The sequence below is a fragment of the Marinobacterium mangrovicola genome (genome assembly GCF_004339595.1).
In the GTDB taxonomy this organism is placed as follows: domain Bacteria; phylum Pseudomonadota; class Gammaproteobacteria; order Pseudomonadales; family Balneatricaceae; genus Marinobacterium_D; species Marinobacterium_D mangrovicola.
Genome location: NZ_SMFU01000001.1, coordinates 91,645 through 109,050, shown reverse-complemented (window position 1 = coordinate 109,050; position 17,406 = coordinate 91,645). Strand labels below are relative to the sequence as shown.

Annotated in this window: 13 protein-coding genes; 2 read left to right on the top strand and 11 right to left on the bottom strand. The window is 57.1% G+C overall.

Going from position 1 to position 17,406, the window contains the following annotated elements; translation table 11 throughout:
• Positions 1–72: 72 nt before the first annotated feature.
• The 8 genes from CLV83_RS00485 to gcvA all read right to left on the bottom strand — a co-directional run bounded on the left by CLV83_RS00485 (position 73) and on the right by gcvA (position 10,503).
• Entirely contained in the window at positions 73–1,362 is a 1,290-nt protein-coding gene (locus CLV83_RS00485) for a TRAP transporter large permease (RefSeq protein WP_132285948.1), read from the bottom strand.
• Positions 1,359–1,868: a TRAP transporter small permease gene (locus CLV83_RS00480; protein WP_243642238.1), complete on the bottom strand. Its 510-nt coding sequence runs from the start codon at positions 1,866–1,868 to the stop codon at positions 1,359–1,361. Before CLV83_RS00480 ends, CLV83_RS00485 begins: the two co-directional genes overlap by 4 nt.
• Positions 1,869–1,911: 43 nt before the next feature.
• Positions 1,912–2,886: a TRAP transporter substrate-binding protein gene (locus CLV83_RS00475; RefSeq protein ID WP_243642237.1), complete on the bottom strand. Its 975-nt coding sequence runs from the start codon at positions 2,884–2,886 to the stop codon at positions 1,912–1,914.
• Between the two features lie 243 nt (positions 2,887–3,129).
• Entirely contained in the window at positions 3,130–4,230 is a 1,101-nt protein-coding gene (locus tag CLV83_RS00470) for a mechanosensitive ion channel family protein (protein ID WP_243642236.1), read from the bottom strand.
• Between the two features lie 85 nt (positions 4,231–4,315).
• Positions 4,316–5,764, bottom strand: coding sequence for a TrkH family potassium uptake protein (locus tag CLV83_RS00465; RefSeq protein ID WP_132285939.1), 1,449 nt, complete (start codon positions 5,762–5,764; stop codon positions 4,316–4,318).
• Positions 5,765–5,942: 178 nt separating this feature from the next.
• Positions 5,943–6,518, bottom strand: a complete 576-nt coding sequence (locus CLV83_RS00460; protein WP_132285936.1) for a DNA-J related domain-containing protein — start codon at positions 6,516–6,518, stop codon at positions 5,943–5,945.
• A gap of 20 nt (positions 6,519–6,538) precedes the next feature.
• Positions 6,539–9,415 carry an HD domain-containing phosphohydrolase gene (locus tag CLV83_RS00455; RefSeq protein WP_207894638.1) on the bottom strand — a complete coding sequence of 959 codons (2,877 nt, stop codon included), beginning with the start codon at positions 9,413–9,415 and terminating at the stop codon, positions 6,539–6,541.
• 167 nt (positions 9,416–9,582) lie between these two features.
• Positions 9,583–10,503 carry a transcriptional regulator GcvA gene (gcvA, locus tag CLV83_RS00450; RefSeq protein ID WP_279387512.1) on the bottom strand — a complete coding sequence of 307 codons (921 nt, stop codon included), beginning with the start codon at positions 10,501–10,503 and terminating at the stop codon, positions 9,583–9,585.
• 141 nt (positions 10,504–10,644) lie between these two features.
• On the opposite strand from gcvA, the gene CLV83_RS00445 reads away from it, so the two are divergent.
• Positions 10,645–10,842: an RSP_7527 family protein gene (locus tag CLV83_RS00445; protein WP_132285927.1), complete on the top strand. Its 198-nt coding sequence runs from the start codon at positions 10,645–10,647 to the stop codon at positions 10,840–10,842.
• A 462-nt stretch (positions 10,843–11,304) separates the two neighbouring features.
• On the top strand, positions 11,305–14,085 hold the full coding sequence (locus CLV83_RS00440; RefSeq protein WP_132285924.1) for a bifunctional diguanylate cyclase/phosphodiesterase: 2,781 nt from the start codon (positions 11,305–11,307) through the stop codon (positions 14,083–14,085).
• 28 nt (positions 14,086–14,113) lie between these two features.
• Here CLV83_RS00440 and CLV83_RS00435 read toward each other — a convergent pair whose 3' ends face one another.
• The 3 genes from CLV83_RS00435 to CLV83_RS00425 all read right to left on the bottom strand — a co-directional run bounded on the left by CLV83_RS00435 (position 14,114) and on the right by CLV83_RS00425 (position 17,378).
• Entirely contained in the window at positions 14,114–14,986 is an 873-nt protein-coding gene (locus CLV83_RS00435) for a carboxylate/amino acid/amine transporter (RefSeq protein ID WP_132285905.1), read from the bottom strand.
• 82 nt (positions 14,987–15,068) lie between these two features.
• Positions 15,069–16,133 (bottom strand): class II fructose-bisphosphate aldolase, encoded by a 1,065-nt coding sequence (gene fba, locus CLV83_RS00430; protein ID WP_132285902.1) that lies wholly within the window; start codon positions 16,131–16,133, stop codon positions 15,069–15,071.
• Between the two features lie 78 nt (positions 16,134–16,211).
• Positions 16,212–17,378, bottom strand: coding sequence for a phosphoglycerate kinase (locus CLV83_RS00425; protein WP_132285899.1), 1,167 nt, complete (start codon positions 17,376–17,378; stop codon positions 16,212–16,214).
• Positions 17,379–17,406: the final 28 nt, after the last annotated feature.

Genomic DNA, 17,406 nt, shown 5'->3' with positions numbered 1-17,406 from the left:
CCAGCCCACACAGAAGAAACAAAAACGCCCCGGAAGATTACTCGACCGGGGCGTTTCTTTTCTGTTTCAGGTTCAGGAAAACACGTCAGGGAGCCAGAGCGCGATCTGCGGAAACAGGGTCAACAAGCCGACAGATAACAACAGGATGACCCAGTAAGGCATGGCCGCATAGGCTGCGCTGGGCACGCCCACCTCACCCTTGGTGATCGAGCTGAGCACGAATAGATTCAACCCCACCGGCGGCGTAATCATGCCGACCTCCATCAGCAGCGTCACGATGATACCGAACCAGACCGGATCGAAACCCAGACTCACCACCATCGGGAAAGTGATCGGCAGGGTCATCAGCAGCAGTGAGATGCCGTCGAAGAAGCAACCCAGCACCAGGTAGACCAGCACCACCATCAGCAGTACGCCGTAACGTCCCAAGCCTAGGTCAGCGATCATATCCACCGCACCGCGCGGCAGACCCAACAGGCTCACCGCCTGCGCCAGGATCACCGTGCCGACCAGAATCATCGCAATACAGCTGAACATGATGGAGGAGCGCTTGAACGCATTCCACAGCTCACGCCAGGTCAGATCGCCCCAGAGGAAACCGATGATGATCGATACGCCGACACCCATGGCCGCCGCCTCGGTGGGCGTGGCGATCCCCATATAGATGGTACCGAGCACGAAGAAGATCAGAATCGGCAGCGGCCAGATCTGCAGCAGGCCCGCGCCGGTGTCGCGCCAGCTGAAGCCTTCACCGTGCTCGGGGGCGATATGGGAGCCAAAGCGGGAGCGCAGATAGATCCACAACAGGAAGCCGGCAGAGATCATCAGGCCGGGCAACAGACCCGCCAGGAACAGCCGACCAATGGAGACATCCTGGGTCGCGCCGTAGATCAGCAGCGACAGGCTTGGCGGAATCAACAGCCCCAGGGTGCCACCGGCCGCCAGAGAGCCGACCACGGCGGCTGGGTCATAACCGCGTTTCTTCAGCTCCGGATAGCTTACCGAGCCGATAGCAGCCGCGGTGGAGGTGCTCGATCCGCTGACGGCGCCAAACAGTGTGCATACGGCAATATTGGTATGCAGCAGCTGGCCCGGCATGCAGCGGAACAGCGGCGTGAGACCGTTATACACCCGCGTAGATACACCACTGGCGAGGAGAATATCGCCAAGCATAATGAACAGCGGCACCGCGCTCAGGGTGAACTCGGTCAACAGGTTCCAGGCGGAGTTGATCGCCAAAGCCGTGGCGCCATTAGCCTGGAAATGCAGCAGTATAAAGCCGGTCAGGCCCAGCGCCGCGCCCAGCAGCGCTCCGGTGCCCAGTAATACGATGAGCGAACCGCTCAGAATCAGCCAGCTCATTGCTCACCTCCCATCAATCCAGCCCAGTCGCCACGCAGGCCACGGAACAGGCTACGCAGCTCAATCAGCAGACACATCGCCAGCGAAGCCGGCATCAGCGCCATCCAGGGCCAGAGCAACAGACCGCTGACATCGGTACGTGAGTTAATCTGCCGCGAAAAGTCGGTAAAGTTCCAGGACTCGTAGATAAATACCACGGCAAAGGTGATGAAGATGATGCCGGCCGCAAAGCGGCAAACGCGCTGAAGCGCCGGACCAAAGCGGTCGGTCAGCACCGACAACTTGATATGTTCGGATCTCAGCATCACTTCAGGAAACGTGGTGAACGCCAGGGTTACAAACAGCAACCCTGCCAGTTCATCTGAAAATGAGAGGGGTGCCCCGGCCAGGTACCGCAGCAACGCACTGCCCAAAATCATCAACGCCATAAGAATACCGGCGCAGACACCCATCAAGAACAGTGCATGCGTAACCCGATCCAAGGTTTTAGATAGCAGCGAGGCCATCATCCCCTCCTAAGTTGCAGACGGCAGAATCACCGTCGATGGTTTACTTCTGCTGTTCGCGAGCCAGCGCGGAAACGGTTTCGTAGTAGCCCACGCCCTCTTCACCGGCGCCTTCAGCCATCTCTTTCCAGGCGGCCATGGCAGCATCAACGAAGGTGTTCACATCTTCTTCGCTGAACGGATCCAGCACGGTAATGCCCAGCTCTTTGCGCTCTTCACGTGCGGCTGCTTCACGGGCAGGGTCGACCGCCAGTTCGCGGGTTTCTGCCCAGGTCTCTTCACCCGCTTCGGCCAGCGCGGCCTGCTGCTCTTCGCTCAGGGAATCCCAGGTCTTGTCGCTGACACCGAACATCCAGGGAGAGGCTGCCCAGGGGTGCAGGTAGGCTTCGTAATCGGTCACTTCCTGCAGTGACACGGTCTTGGCAACGGTGGACAGGTAGTAAGCGCAGTCGACCACACCGGTCTGCAGCGCCAGGTACATGTCGTTCTGGCCGATGACCTGGGCGGAAATATCCAGCTTCTTGAAGGTATCAACCAGGTGGCCGGACCATACACGGACCTTCTTGTCTTTCAGATCTTCCAGGGTGTTAACCGGCTCTTTGCAGTGCAGGCCCACATCGAATACCGGCGCAACGACGCCACCGATGGTGTGGATATCCCAGTTGGCATAGGCGTCTTTGTAGATGCTGCGCAGGGTCGGCAACAGCTCCAGGTGCTGGGAGGACTCGGTGATGGCGCCCTGGGCGTAAACGGAAGCCAGTGCCGGTGCGTCGCGCTTGTAGTACTCACCGTACATCAGCGCCATATCCACCATGCCGCCCTTGAGAATACGCAGCATGTCAGCCTCTTTCAGGCCCAGAGAACCGGCGTGATAGACGTCAACCTGAAGGGAACCGCCGCTCTTTTCTTTAACTCGCTCGGCGAATTTTTCGATGTGTGCGGCTTCAGGACGGGACTGTGCCAGGCCACTGTGAAACTTGAGCACGCGGACATCGTCAGCCAGGACGCTGCCAGCCATGAATGCACCTGCCATAACGACAGCGCTTGAAATCATTGTCTTGCGAAAATTCATAATATTGTCGCTCCTAGCCAAACAAGGAAGTCCGGGCCATAACGTTAGACGTACGGACGGTCGATCCATCATAGGAAGCGGCAAAAACCGATGACCGACTGCTCGCGACATTAAGTTGTCGCAATCCGTCTGCCGGGCTCGGCGGTATGAGACTGGGACGGCCCCGCTGGGGCACCGTCCATCGTCAGGTCAGCTATCGGTTGTCCCCATAACGGCTGCGGCTAACACCGCACCCTCCTGGGAAGTGTTAAGCGCGCGGATCGGATAGGGAATGGTGATCCCCTCTTCCCGGTAACGGGCGTGTAGTGCCTTGATAAACAGATGCTTGATCTGAAAGCTGTCCGTGAACTGATGACCACGCAGGATCACGGTGAAATTGATACTGGAGCTATCGAAAGAGTGGTAAACCATAAAGGTGCCGAAGTCGGAAACACCGTATTCACTCTCCCTGAGTACCTGCTTTGCCACTTCGGTAGTGACCTTTTCCACCTGCTCAAGATCGGAATCGTAGTGCACGCCCACCTCGACCAGTACCGACAGCTCTTTCTGCGGATAGTCATAGTTGATCAGTTTGGAGGACGAAATGCGGCTGTTGGGCATGATCACCGTATTGTTGGGCAGCATCTTTATCCAGGTGGAGCGCCAGCCGATCTTTTCCACAAAGCCCTGCTCGCCGGATTCCAGCTCGATGTAATTCCCCACCTGGATCGGCTTGTCGATAAGAATCTGGACGCCGGAAAAGAAGTTCTCCAGCGTCGGCTGCAGCGCCAACGCCACCGCCAGGGAGGTGATACCGAGAGAGGCGATCAACGGCGTGATCGAGATTCCCAGCGTACCCAGCAAAATCAGCACCCCGATCCCCAGCACCAGCGCCCGGGTCAGGATCATGGTGATACCGCGACTGTTACGCAGCACCGGCAAGGTGCGTGAATAATGATCGATGCACCCTTTGGCGATACCGTCGAACAGCAGCACCAGGGCAAGAATCAGCAGGATGCGAGCACCGTTATCGGTCAGAGACTCCAGCATCTCTGGCGCGATGTCGTAGTAGCGCAGCAGGCGCTCAAGAAAGATCAGGTTCAGCGCCAGAATCAGCACGGCGATCGGTAGCCGCAGGGCAGAGATCATCAGGCCATCGAAGAAAAATGAGGTACGCCCGGCAAGCCGGCTCAGATGCCCCAGCACCAACCGGGAAACCACCCACATCAGCATCATCGACAGCAGCGGCAGGCCCGTCGCGATCATCCAGTCGGGCAGCAGCAGGCCGCTCAGTTCATCGAGATTCTCCATTCCCTTCCCCTTGGCTTCTGATCATGCCCAGAATCGAAGCAACTTCCATTCCGCTTGGGGGTGGCAATAATCTCGCGGAGCCGATCTAGCCGCGCCAGAAAACCGGGGATAACAGCACCATCACCGTGAGCAGTTCAAGCCGGCCAAGGATCATCGCCAGGCTGAGGAGCCATTTCGCGGTGTCGGGCAGGGTATGGAAATTACCCGCAGGGCCGATGGTGTCACCCAGACCCGGCCCCACATTGGTCAGCGCCGTGATGGCACCGGTGAAGGCGGTGATAAATTCCACACCAAGTGCGGTAAGAATCAGGGTTGTAGCGGCCAGCACGATAAAGAACAGGAAGGAGAAGGCCACCGCCGAAGCGACGATATCGTCGGGGATCGGCTTGCCGTTATAGCGTATCGAGGTGATGCTGCGCGGGTGCACGAGCTTATGCATCTGGTCCGCCAGGAATTGGTAGGAAAGCTGGAAGCGAAACACCTTCATACCGCCACTGGTAGAGCCGGAGCAGCCGCCGATAAAGGTGGCGATAAAGAAAAGGCCGATGCTGAACTCACCCCAGAGGGTGTAATCCGCCGAGGCGTAACCGGTGGTGGTAATGATCGACACGATATTAAACGCCGCCTGGGTCAGCGTCCGCATCAGCGGCTCACCATCCAGAACCACCTGTTCCAGCGTCAGTATCGCGATCAGAAACGCCACGATGGCGATAAACCCCTTGGCCTGCTGATCGGCAAACACCGACCAGTTGCGCTGCGACAAAAAGCGGATATAGAGCATAAACGGCATGCCGCCGATCATCATGAACACCACGGCTATCCAGAGGATAGTGTCGTTGAAACGCCCCATGGAGGCATCATCGGTGGCGTAACCGCCGGTAGAGACGGTGGTCATGGCGTGGTTCACCGCGTCAAACGGGGTCATCCCGGCAACCCAGTAACAGAGACCACAGGCCAGCGTAATCATGAGATAGATAAACAGCAGACGGTGGGCCATCTCGTGGAATCGCGGCAGGGATTTTTCCGACCAGTCCGATGACTCGGTCTGAAACAGGCGCATACCACCGACGCGCAGAAATGGCAGTATGGTCACCGCCATGCCAATGACACCCAATCCGCCAACCCATTGCAGCAGCGAGCGCCAGAGCAGAATCGACGGCGGCAGCGTATTGATACCGGAGATCACCGTGGAGCCCGTAGTAGTAATGCCGGAGACCGCCTCGAACACCGCCTCGGACAGCGTCAGCGGGTGACCGGTCAGCATCAGCGGCAGTGCGCCGACGAAAGAGAGCTGCAACCAGCTCATGCTGGTGAGCAGGTAGAGCTGGCGCGAGGTCAGCCGGAAGCGCCGCTCCCGGCCCCAGAAAATCAGCAGGGCACCGAACAGCAGCGAAATGATTGCCGACTTCAGAAACGCCAGATATTCAGGATCCCCGACCAGGTAGCCGTAGATCATCGGGGCCAGCAGCAGGCCGGTCATGATCAGCGCAAGCACGCCACAAACGAAGAAAATCGGTCGAAATAGCCTCAGCATGGGCCGGCGTTCCTATCTCCCTGATCGCGAGCTCGATGCAGAAATCAGGGCCGCGTCACTTTCCATACCTAAAAGCAGATATCTAAAAGCAGATATCTAAAAGCAGATAGCTAATAACAGATATCCAAAACAGATGCCGAAACGGGCTTCCGGCGTTAAAACTGGACTCTGCGCAGCGTTACACCATCAGCAGCTCGTAGGCCTCGCGCACTCGCCGAAACTGATCGGCGTCGCCTCCCCTATCCGGATGATGGCGCGCCGCCAGGCGCCGGTAGGCGATACGGATCTGTTCGGTGCTGGCACGCTCTTGCAACCCAAGCACCGCCAACGCTTCACCCCGCTGGTCAGAACTCATATAGCGCTGCCAAAAGCCATCAAGCAGGGCGCGTACATAGTCGCTACTGCTTTTTTCAAACTCGCTCCAGTCCAGATAATAGTCCCGTAGCGGCTGATCGTCGGGGATGATAGCGGTTTCGGTGGAGTGATGGAAAGAATCCAGCGGATGCAGCTGGATATGCAACGCTGAGATGCTGATCTCGAACCCCTCTTCCGCCAACACGGGTCGCAGACGGTAGAGCGCGTTCATGATCAGGAAATGCTTACGAAACAGCAGCAGTTCAGGCGAGGCATCGGCATCCTGATCCAGGTGCAGACCATCAAACTCCAGCTGTTTCATCAGCGCATACTCGCTGAGCCCCTCGGGGTGTGCGTGCAGCAGCCTGGCGATCGGCGCCAGCAGCGGGTTATCCGGCATCCCTCTCTCCCGTCGGTGGATCAGGCCAGCCCCGCCAGTGTCAGCAGCTGCCGCCTGTCTACCTTGTCGATCTGTTGCGGTTTCAGGAACCTCTCAGCGTAACGGAGATAGATGCCTGACTCCAGGAAGAGCCGGAACAGGTCACCATCCAGGTGTTTGTCTTTCACCATGAAGGCGAGGATACGCAGGGACTCGGAGAGCGTCTTGGCATCCTTGTAGGGCCGGTCCGCCGCGGTCAGCGCCTCGAACACATCGGCTACCGCCATGATCCGCTCTTCGATACTGAGCTTACTGGCGTCAAGCTTGCGCGGATAACCGGTGCCGTCGATCTTCTCATGGTGATTACCGGCGATATCGGGAATCCGTTTCAGATCCTTCGGCAGCGGCAGCGACGTCAGCATACGAATGGTCTGCACGATATGGTCATTGATGATGAAACGCTCTTCATCGGTCAGCGTACCCTTCTGAATCGACAGGTTATACAGCTCACCGTGATTCGCTGCGTACTCTGGCAGGTCCATATTGAACCCCCAGGTATTATTGGGATCGCCGCGCTCCACGGCGGGCCGCCTTTCACCCCAGGGAATCAGGTGCTCGGGCCGATCAGAGAGCAGATACTCGATGACCGGCAGCTCCTCGGTCTCTTCCGGCAGTCTCTCAAACTCTTCGCGGGAGAGCCCCAGACGTCGATCAAAGTGCCGTTTCCAGCGACGTTTTCCGATCTGGTGCAGCTTTTCAATATCCTCATCCGGCATGAACTCCCCACCGGCATTGGACTTGGCAACCAGCGCGAACTCCTGCTGCAGGCTCTTCCTCAGCTGGTCACGCCTGGCCCGCAGATCCGCTTCGACACCGCCTTTGACGATACCGCGCAGATAGGCGATATCTGCATCGCGCCAGAGCACCTCAAAGCGGGTGCGGACTTCATGGATACGGTCGTACTGGGTCTCCAGCTTTGTCGCCTTGTCGACCACATATTCGGGACTGGTAACCTTGCCACAGTCATGCAGCCAGGCCGCAATACGAAACTCACGCCGCTGCCGGTCGTTCATACTGAACGCTGCGAACGCTTTATCCTTCGATGCCTGGGCCGCATCGACGAGCATTTCGGCCAGCTGCGGCACGCGGTCGCAGTGGCCACTGGTGTAGGCCGACTTGGCATCGATCGCATCGGCGAGCAGGCGGATGATCGATTCTATCAACGCATTCTGAGCTGCTACCTGGCGCTGGGTTTCGATTGCGGTAGCGGCGGAGCCGGACACCTCTGCCACGAATTTGCTGTAGCTGGACTCGTACGCCGCGATCTCAGGGGGCAGCACCAAGGCCAGAATACCCAGCAGGTCGCTGTCACGATCACGCAGCTGCGTAGTCATAACCGCTTCACCCTGCCGGCCCAGCTGCTCTCGCAACTGAGCACAGAGCTCATCGGCACTGCTACCAGATACCGCAAACTGCTCCGGCGCACTGCGCAGTCCACTATTGGTGGCGCGCCGGAGGATCTGTTCCTCTTCATCGTAAAGATAGATGGCGCCCGAGGCAGCAGAGGTGATCCTGACCAGCTCCGCCGTGACTCGATGCAGCATTTTATCCAGATCACGCTCATGGGCCAGCAGGTGGGAAATTGTCTGGAAACCGGTGATCGCACTGGACATCTGCCGGATCAATTCAGACAACCGGCGCACTTCATCCACCCGGGACTTTCGCGGTACTTCCTTACTGAAATCGAACTGCACCAGGGCACTGACCTGCTCGGACAGACGCCGCAAAGGTTTGGAAACCATTCGCCCGGCCCAGGAACCGACCAGCAGCAGCACCAGCATGACCAGAACCGACCAGAGAATCAGCCGAAGACTTTGCTGTTTTGCATCCGCTAACAGGGCATCCGATGGAATGGCAAACAGCAGACGGGTGGTGCCTCGTCCCCCCGCCTGCATCTCTTCTACAAAGCCGATCCAGTTGCGACCCTCAATATCCAGCCGCTGCATTCCTGAGCCTATACCGTAGTCGGACAGACGCGTCAGCACCGGCACACTCAGTTCGTCGATATAGGCCAGCCTCAGCCCCTCATCGGCGTCTTCTTTCACCACCCGGGTGATATCGGAATAGGCCACCACATGATCGCTGGGCGTCACTATGGCGATCTCCGCCTTACTCTCGCCACGGAGCAGGCCGATCACCGAGGAAAAGTCATTGACCGAGGCATCCACACCGATTACAGCGCCTCCGCCCGCGCTACGCTGTGCCAGGGTCACGCCGATTTCGGCGGTGGTGAAAAAGATATAAGGGCTGGTCAGAACCGTATCGGTCGTGTCAGACGCACTGTCATACCAGGGCCGGCGGCGAGGGTCGTAGTTATAGTCAGGCTTGGCGCGGGCTTCCACCAGGTTCAGATCGGCGTCGTAGAACTCCCAGAGAGAGCGGAAGCTTTCATTCCCTGCACTGCCATCCCCTGCGCTGCGTTCGATACTCTGCAGCAGATACGCGGCATCCCTGGGGGCCGCTACCGACTCCTTGACCGAGGTATAGCGCAGACGCCGCAGCAATACGAAACTGCCGTCATCGTAGCCTACATAGACCGAGCTGAGCAGCGAACTGGTGCCAAGGGCAGTCACCAGTACCGGGAGGCGTGCCTTACGCGCTGCCAGATCCTGCGCCTCAGCGATGGGATCCCGGGAGAGCATCTGTACCGTGCTTTTCACCGGACTCAGCAGAGCGTCTATATGCGTATCCAGGCTCTCAGCCAGCTGCTCGGCACGGGCACTAGACTCGTTGATCAGCGTCTCGCGCTGCCCATAATACGAACCACCGATCAGAACCAGTGCCAGCACCAGCATGCTGACTACGATCGTTCCACTGACAAGCACCTGAAGCGGAAAGTGCAGCCGTCGTCCATCCATGCGCATTACTCGGTACGTTTATTGAACGTTAACTATCAAGCACTGCCCGGCGCAAAGATCAGAGAGAGGCCTCCCCTTTCAAGAGGAACAGATCCAGTTACCGGCAATGAAAAATATCAGCGATCCTTTCCGAAAGCGATGCACGCCCGAGCCATCACTGACTCAGGTCAGTCTGTGCCTTCCTGAGCCTTGGCCATGTTCCGGTCTGCAATATCGTTCTGCATCTCTTCCATGATCCAATCACGAAACGCGCGCATTCCGTAAGTCAGCGCCCGCTTCTCTTTATAGACCAGATAGAAGGCGTTTTGGGTATCGAAAGCCAGCTCAAAAGGCGCAGCCAGCTTGCCGGTTTCGATCTCTCGTTCGACCAGCACCCGGTCCGCCAACGCGATACCTATGCCTTCTATTGCTGCGGATACCGCCAGCGAGGTACTGGAGAAGGACATGGTGCGCGTCGCGGCTGACAGACTGACCCCGATCTCACGCAGGGCCCGGTTCCATTCATGACGCCGACCTGAAATATAGATCAGGGTGTGGTTGACCATATCTTCCGGCGTCTGGATCGCATTATCGCCCTCCAGAAAAGAGGGGGCGAATACCGGCGTTTGTACGATATTACGCAGCAGGTGCGATTCCACCCCTTCCCAGTTGCCGCGGCCGTAGTAGACCGCCATATCGGTATCGGAGTGCTCGAAGTCGATATAGCCCATGGTAGAGCTGAAGCGCAGCTCCACATCGGGGAAACGCTGCTGAAAACGGGTGATACGCGGCACCAGCCAGCGAGTCAGGAAGAAGGGCGCCACGCTGATATTCACAGCAGAGGTATTGGTAGCAGTCATCAGCCGTCGGGTGGCGCTTTCCACCTCGTCCAGCGCCAGCTGTACCGAGCCAAGGTAACGCTCACCGGCACCGGTCAGGTAAACCTGGCGTTTTTCCCTGCGAAACAGCTTTTGTCCTAAAAATTCCTCAAGCGATTTGAGCTGGTGACTCACCGCAGAGGGCGTGACGCACAGCTCTTCGGCAGCCTTGTTAAAGCTACCGTGCCTGGCGGCCGCTTCAAAAACGCGCAGGGCATTGAGTGGGGGCAGACGTCTGATAACCAGCTCCTTACGATGAATTAGTTTTTCTCAACTATAGACTGAAAAAGGGTCGTTTGCCCATAGCAGGCTTCGACTTTAGTATGGTGATTGAAAATTGATCAACACCTTATAGCAAACCCGGAGTCACAGATGAGCAATTCAAACCCTGAATTCGAACTGAAATACAACGAACTCGACATGATCGACGTGGATTACTACATCGAACGCGCCCGCGCTGAACGTGCTACTTATGTCGCCAACCTGTTCCGCAAGGCTTTCTTCAAAACCTCTGAAAAAAGCGGCAAAGCACGCGTTTCCTACAACCTCCAGCAATCACCGGCTCATTAAGCCAGTGATTGCGAGGCTGGTTCACTGACCAGCGACTCGCACCCTCTCGCAACACCTCTTTCCGGCAGGTCCTCTGCCAAACGTAAAAATCGGCGAAAATTTCATAACAACTCTGGGTAACCCAGACGCCTTTCTACGTGCGTGAACAAGCCCCCCCACAACAATTCGCAGACTACGACAACCAAGGCTCAGCTGTATGAGTCTAAGCAACTCGCTTAGTTTCAGCGATCACGCGACGGCACAACCTGATCCAGGACTTCGAAAAAAGTCTAAAATCGTCGCTATTAGGCATACAGTTTCTAATGTTTTAGCCGATAAATAGATTGGCCTTAATTGCGTACATGTATCTAATCGCATATAAGTAAATAATCTTCGACTGCAGAGCAAGAGTCTATAATTGACTGATTTACTTGGACTCTTCCGACCCTTTCTGCATAGACGCCCCCTGCATGGAAGCACTCAATGATTCTGCTGAATCACATCTACACCGATATTCGTTCGCTGACCGCTTATGTAGAGCAGCACAAGCTGTACGAATGCTGCGGCCTCATACAGCTTTTCTTCAGCACCATGCAGCGAGAAAGACTGCAGCCGGTCCTGAGCCTGCTCAGAAAACTCGATGGTTTCAAAGTGATCGGCTCCTCCTCCGCCGGCGCCATCAGCGACGGTGACATTCAGGACGACGTGCTGCTGATCTCTTTTTCCAGCTTTGAACGGACACGGGTCGACGTTCGCTACCTGCCCGATATCACCCAGGAACAGGGGCGACTGCTCGGCGAAGAGCTGAACGACAGCGATGCAAAACTGATTATCGCTTTCGGTAACGCTATCAATGACAGCCCTGAGCCGTTTCTTCGCGGCATCGGTGAAGCCGCCGCCGCGCTGCCGATCACCGGCGGGAACGCAGCTGACAACCAGCAATATGAAGAGACCCTTGTCGTTTGCGATAATCGCATCTATGACCGAGGCATGGTGATCGCCATACTGCGCGGCAATAGTTTACGAGTCACACCGCGGCAGCTGCTGAACTGGACGCCAATCGGTGTAGAGATGGAAGTGACCTATAGCGTCGGTAATAAGGTCTATGCCCTCGATGGCCGGCCGGTGCTCGATACCTACCGCCACTACCTCGGAGAAGAGGTTGCCGCCTCACTGCCTGGCAGCGTCACCGTCTTCCCGCTGATCACCCGCGAAAACGGCATTAATATTGCTCGGACCCCGGTACGCCTGGACGATGATGGCGGCCTGGTGTTCGCCGGCGAATTTAACTTTTCCTGCCCGGTGCGCTTTGGCGTCGCCCTTGTCGACCAGATCCTGCAAAGCGCTCACAACACTCTGCGTGAGCTGAGTTGCGACGTGCCCCTTGAGGCACTGTATATCTACTCCTGTCATAGCCGGCGCCTGATGTCCGAAGCAAACAGCTGCGCTGAGACGGCGATACTTTCCCACGCAGGTCCCTCTGCTGGATTTGTGACTCAGGGCGAGTATTTTCATGCCCCTGGCATCAACAGGCTGCAGAACTCCACCACCACACTGGTCGCCCTGTCAGAAAGTGATGAAGTCGGGGTGAATGCCTCTCCGCTGGAAGAGCCGCCTGCACAGGAAGTCTCGACACTGCGCTCGCTGTCTCACCTGGCCAACGCCACCGCGAATGCGCTGCGTCTGTCGATAGAACAACTGGAGCAGTACAAGAGCGCCCTGGATCAGACAGCTATCGTGTCGAAGACCGACAAGAGCGGCAGAATCACTTATATAAATAATCTGTTTGAGGAGATCAGCGGCTACTCCGCCGACGAAGTGTTGGGGCAGACCCATGCAGTGTTGCGCCACCCCGATATGCCGGACTCCCTGTTTCAGGATCTCTGGCGCACTATCAGCTCAAAAAAGATCTGGAACGGCGTCATCAAAAACCGCAAGAAAAACGGTGAAAGCTACTACGTCCAGAGCACGCTGGTACCGATTCTCGATGACGCCGGGGAGATCGCTGAATATATCAGCATCCGTAACGATATCACCCAGGTGATGCAGAACGAGGCACTGATCGCGCAGCAGCGTACCGATAAGCTGACCGGGCTTCCGAGTCGCGCCAAACTGCTGGAAGATATCGAGAACGACCAACCAGAGCAGTTGGCGCTGACCGACCTGCGCAACTTCAAGTCAATTAACGACTATTACGGCATCGGTAATGGCGACAGAGTGATCGCCGAGATTGCCCAGCGATTCATGCAGATGCTAGCCCCGCAAAAGGTCCGCTGTTACCGTCTTTACGGTGCAAGTTTCGCCTTTTTGCCTGCGCCGAAGATGTCACTGGAAGCGTTTGAAGCCCTGCTGCTCGAAGCGCGCCGGGCGATTCAAACAACGGGGTTTAGCGCCAACGGCGAAGAGATTGATATCGAATTCAGCCTCGGTATGGCAAGAGGCTCCAGCCACCTGCTGGCACTGGCAGAAACCGCTATTCAGAAAGCCAAGCAGGAGAAAAACAGCGACCAGATTCTCACCCTCAGCGACCAGGAACAGGAGCACCTCAACCGCCTGTACTGGATCAATGAAGTAAAAGATGCACTGGAGGATGATCGGATCACCGCTTATTTCCAGCCTATAGTATCAAGTACAGACAGCAGCGATATCCGCTACGAGGCTCTGCTGAGGATGCTGGATCGCCAGGGTGCTCCGATATCTCCCTTCCACTTTCTCGATACCATCAAGCAGACCCGACACTACCCCGCCATCACCCGGCGGATGCTGGATATCGTGCTCAGCACGGCGCGTCGTCATCAGCACCGTATTTCTGTGAACCTGTCGGCGGAAGATATAGAGAACGATGGCACCCGACAGTACATTATCGAGCGCCTGGCCGAAAATGATGGGCCGCCCATCGCGCTGGAGATCACCGAAAGCGAGTCGCTATCGGATTTCGCCGAGGTGAGGGATTTCATCCGCCAGGTACGCCGGTACGACACCCGCATCGCCATCGATGACTTTGGCAGCGGTTACTCCAACTTTTCCTACCTGGTTGAACTGCAACCGGACTTTATCAAGATCGACGGATCGATCATCTCCGGCATACTGGAGGACGAAAAAAATATGGTCGTAACCCAGAGCATCATCGATCTGGCGCATAAAACCGGTGCCAAGGTCGTGGCCGAATTTGTCTCCAGCGATGAGCTTGCCAACTGTCTGCGGGGCCTGGGTGTTGATTACCTGCAGGGGTTCGCGCTGGGAAAACCGGCGCCCATGGATTGATCGGGCGCCATTTTTCAGATCCGTGCCGTCAGGCGATTCCAGGCGCTGGCAACCGGCGCTTCCAATAACGATTCACCCAGAGCGACAGCAGGATCACAGCACCTCCGAGCGCCAGGCGCAAAAGGTCAGCATCCCGGTTCCAGATAATTAAATTCACCAGCAGACCGGCCGGAATCAACGCATTGTTCATAATCCCCAGCGTACCGCCGTCGACGAGGGTTGCCCCCTTATTCCAGAGATAGAAACCAAGCCCTGAAGCCAGCAGCCCCAGCCAGGCCAGAACCCCCCACTGCAGTGATGTCTGCGGCAGTTTCTCTGGATTACCCAGCAACAGAAACGCTGGTAATACAACAATCAGCGCGCCGATAAAGAAGAGACCAAAACTGCGGTACAGCGGCCCCTCCACCGCATAGCGCTTCACCAGGTGCGCATAGCCCACCTGCCCCGCGGCAAACGCCAGGTTGGCCAACTGCAGAATCAGGAAGCCGGTGAGAAATTCACTGGAGATATTGTCGTAACGGATAATCGCCGCGCCCACTACCGCCATGGCTGTGGAGATCAAAGGACCTGCCGTAAACCGACCTTTCAGCCCCTCGTCGATGAGCGCCACATAAAGCGGCGTGGTAATGGTAAACAGCAGCACCTCAGGCACACTCAGGTATTCGAACGACTGGTAAAGGCAGACGTAGGTGACGCCAAACTGCAGCGCACCACAGACCGCGATCCCGGCGATCAATCCATTGGGAAGCCCTTTGAGACGCAGTAGCGGTAGAAACAACGCGCCCGCCAGCAGTATGCGCGTCAGCACCGCAAAATAGCTGTCCACCCGCCCGGCGAGATATTCGCCAATCAGGCTGAATGAGAATGCCCAGAGCAGAGTCACAAACACCAGGTAACGCACAGCTGCTTCCTTTAAGAGTTGAAATAAGGGGACGAAAAAGGGCGGCCTGAGGCCGCCCTTGAGATCATGCGTCGATCAACGATCAGTTGATTTTGGCGTCCAGTTTGCCAGCATCATACTGCTCGGCCATGGTCTCCAGAGAGATCGCCTTGATCTTGTCGGCGTGACCAGCGGTTCCGAAGGCTTCATAACGGGCGATACAGATATCGCGCATGGCGCCGATGGTTTCCTTAAGGTATTTGCGCGGGTCAAACTCGGACGGGTTCTGCGCCATAAAGCGACGCACTGCGCCGGTGGAGGCCAGACGCAGGTCGGTGTCGATGTTTACCTTACGTACACCGTGCTTGATACCTTCAACGATCTGCTCGACCGGCACACCGTAGGTTTCCGGAATCTCACCGCCGTATTCATTGATGATCTGAAGCCACTCCTGGGGAACAGACGAGGAGCCGTGCATCACCAGGTGGGTGTTCGGAATACGGGCATGGATCTCTTTGATACGACCAATGGACAGCGTATCGCCGGTGGGCGGCTTGGTGAACTTATAAGCACCGTGGGAGGTACCACAGGCGATCGCCAGGGCGTCCACGTTAGTGGCCTTAACGAACTCAGCGGCTTCATCCGGATCGGTCAGCATCTGGTCGTGGGACAGCACGCCCTCGGCACCGATACCGTCTTCTTCACCGGCCATACCGGTTTCCAGGGAGCCCAGGCAGCCCAGCTCACCCTCAACGGAAACGCCACAGGCGTGCGCCATCTCAACGGTACGACGGGTCACGTCCACGTTGTACTCGTAAGAGGTCGGGGTTTTACCGTCTGTGCCCAGGGAACCATCCATCATAACGGAGGAGAAGCCCAGGGCGATGGAGCGCTGGCAGACAGCCGGGCTGGTACCGTGGTCCTGGTGCATACAGACCGGCACATCGGGAAACTCTTCGATAGCCGCCAGGATCATGTGCTTGAGGAAGTTGGAACCGGCGTACTTACGCGCACCGGCAGATGCCTGCACGATCACCGGAGAGTTGGTCTTGGATGCGGCTTCCATGATGGCACGCATCTGTTCCAGGTTGTTGACGTTAAACGCCGGAATGCCATAACCGTACTCGGCGGCATGGTCCAGCAGTTGACGCATTGAGATCAGTGCCATGTTATTTCACCCTTAATCTTTGAAAAACGTGTAATCCGTTTGTGGGCCGCCTGGGCGGCCCTTAATCCTTGATGTGCTTTACTGCGCCGCACGCTGCTCAAGCATGGCTACCGCCGGCAGCACCTTACCCTCTACAAATTCGAGGAACGCACCGCCCCCGGTAGAGATGTAGGAAACCTGCTCGGCGATGCCGTATTTATCCACTGCTGCCAGTGTATCGCCACCGCCGGCGATGGAGAAACCGGCACTGTCGGCAATCGCCAGCGACAGGGTTTTGGTGCCTTCGCCAAACTGATCAAACTCGAACACACCCACAGGGCCGTTCCAGATGATGGTGCCCGCTTCTTTCAACAGCTCCGCCAGGTTTGCGGCAGACTGAGGACCGATGTCGAGGATCATATCGTCCTCGGCCACGTCATCAACAGCCTTGATAGTCGCCGTGGCGGTTTCAGCAAACTCGGTTGCCACAACCACATCCACCGGCAGCGGGATGCTCACCTTTTCCATCAACGCCTTGGCGGTACCGACCAGGTCGTGTTCGCACAGTGACTTGCCCACCGGCTTGCCAGCAGCGGCCAGGAAGGTGTTGGCGATACCACCGCCGACGATCAGCTGATCGCATTTCTCGGACAGTGCGTTGAGCACTTCCAGCTTGGTGGATACCTTGGAACCACCGACGATGGCCGCCATCGGGCGTGCCGGCTTATCCAGCGCCTTGCCCAGCGCATCCAGCTCGTTAGCCAGCAGCGGACCTGCGCAGGCCACGGGAGCGAACTTGCCGACACCGTGGGTAGAAGCCTGGGCGCGGTGAGCGGTACCAAAGGCGTCCATCACGTAGATATCGCACAGCGCTGCCATCTTCTGGCTCAGAGCTTCATCGTCTTTCTTTTCACCATTGTTAAAACGGACATTTTCCAGCAGTACCAGTTCACCCTCTTCCAGATCGAAACCGCCATCAAGCCAATCTTTGACCAGCGGCACTTCACGACCCAGCAGTTTGCCGATATGGCCGGCAACCGGTGCCAGGGAGTACTGCTCTTCGTACTGACCTTCGGTGGGACGCCCCAGATGAGACATCACCATGACCTTGGCGCCCGCCTTCATTGCCATTTCAATGGTTGGCAGCGAGGCGCGGATGCGCGCGTCCGAGGTTACCTGTCCATCCTTGACCGGTACGTTGAGATCTTCACGGATCAGCACGCGTTTGCCTGCCAGATCCAGATCCGCCATTTTCAGTACGCTCATTCCAGATTCCTGTAATTAAGTCAGTTAA

Excerpts from the sequence above, each read along its gene's own strand:
- CLV83_RS00485 (WP_132285948.1), bottom strand. The coding sequence starts at position 1,362 with ATGAGCTGGCTGATTCTGAGCGGTTCGCTCATCGTATTACTGGGCACC.
- CLV83_RS00480 (WP_243642238.1), bottom strand. The coding sequence starts at position 1,868 with ATGGCCTCGCTGCTATCTAAAACCTTGGATCGGGTTACGCATGCACTG.
- CLV83_RS00475 (WP_243642237.1), bottom strand. The coding sequence starts at position 2,886 with ATGGCTGGCAGCGTCCTGGCTGACGATGTCCGCGTGCTCAAGTTTCAC.
- CLV83_RS00470 (WP_243642236.1), bottom strand. The coding sequence starts at position 4,230 with ATGGAGAATCTCGATGAACTGAGCGGCCTGCTGCTGCCCGACTGGATG.
- CLV83_RS00465 (WP_132285939.1), bottom strand. The coding sequence starts at position 5,764 with ATGCTGAGGCTATTTCGACCGATTTTCTTCGTTTGTGGCGTGCTTGCG.
- CLV83_RS00460 (WP_132285936.1), bottom strand. The coding sequence starts at position 6,518 with ATGCCGGATAACCCGCTGCTGGCGCCGATCGCCAGGCTGCTGCACGCA.
- CLV83_RS00455 (WP_207894638.1), bottom strand. The coding sequence starts at position 9,415 with ATGGATGGACGACGGCTGCACTTTCCGCTTCAGGTGCTTGTCAGTGGA.
- CLV83_RS00445 (WP_132285927.1), top strand. The coding sequence starts at position 10,645 with ATGAGCAATTCAAACCCTGAATTCGAACTGAAATACAACGAACTCGAC.
- CLV83_RS00440 (WP_132285924.1), top strand. The coding sequence starts at position 11,305 with ATGATTCTGCTGAATCACATCTACACCGATATTCGTTCGCTGACCGCT.
- fba (WP_132285902.1), bottom strand. The coding sequence starts at position 16,133 with ATGGCACTGATCTCAATGCGTCAACTGCTGGACCATGCCGCCGAGTAC.
- CLV83_RS00425 (WP_132285899.1), bottom strand. The coding sequence starts at position 17,378 with ATGAGCGTACTGAAAATGGCGGATCTGGATCTGGCAGGCAAACGCGTG.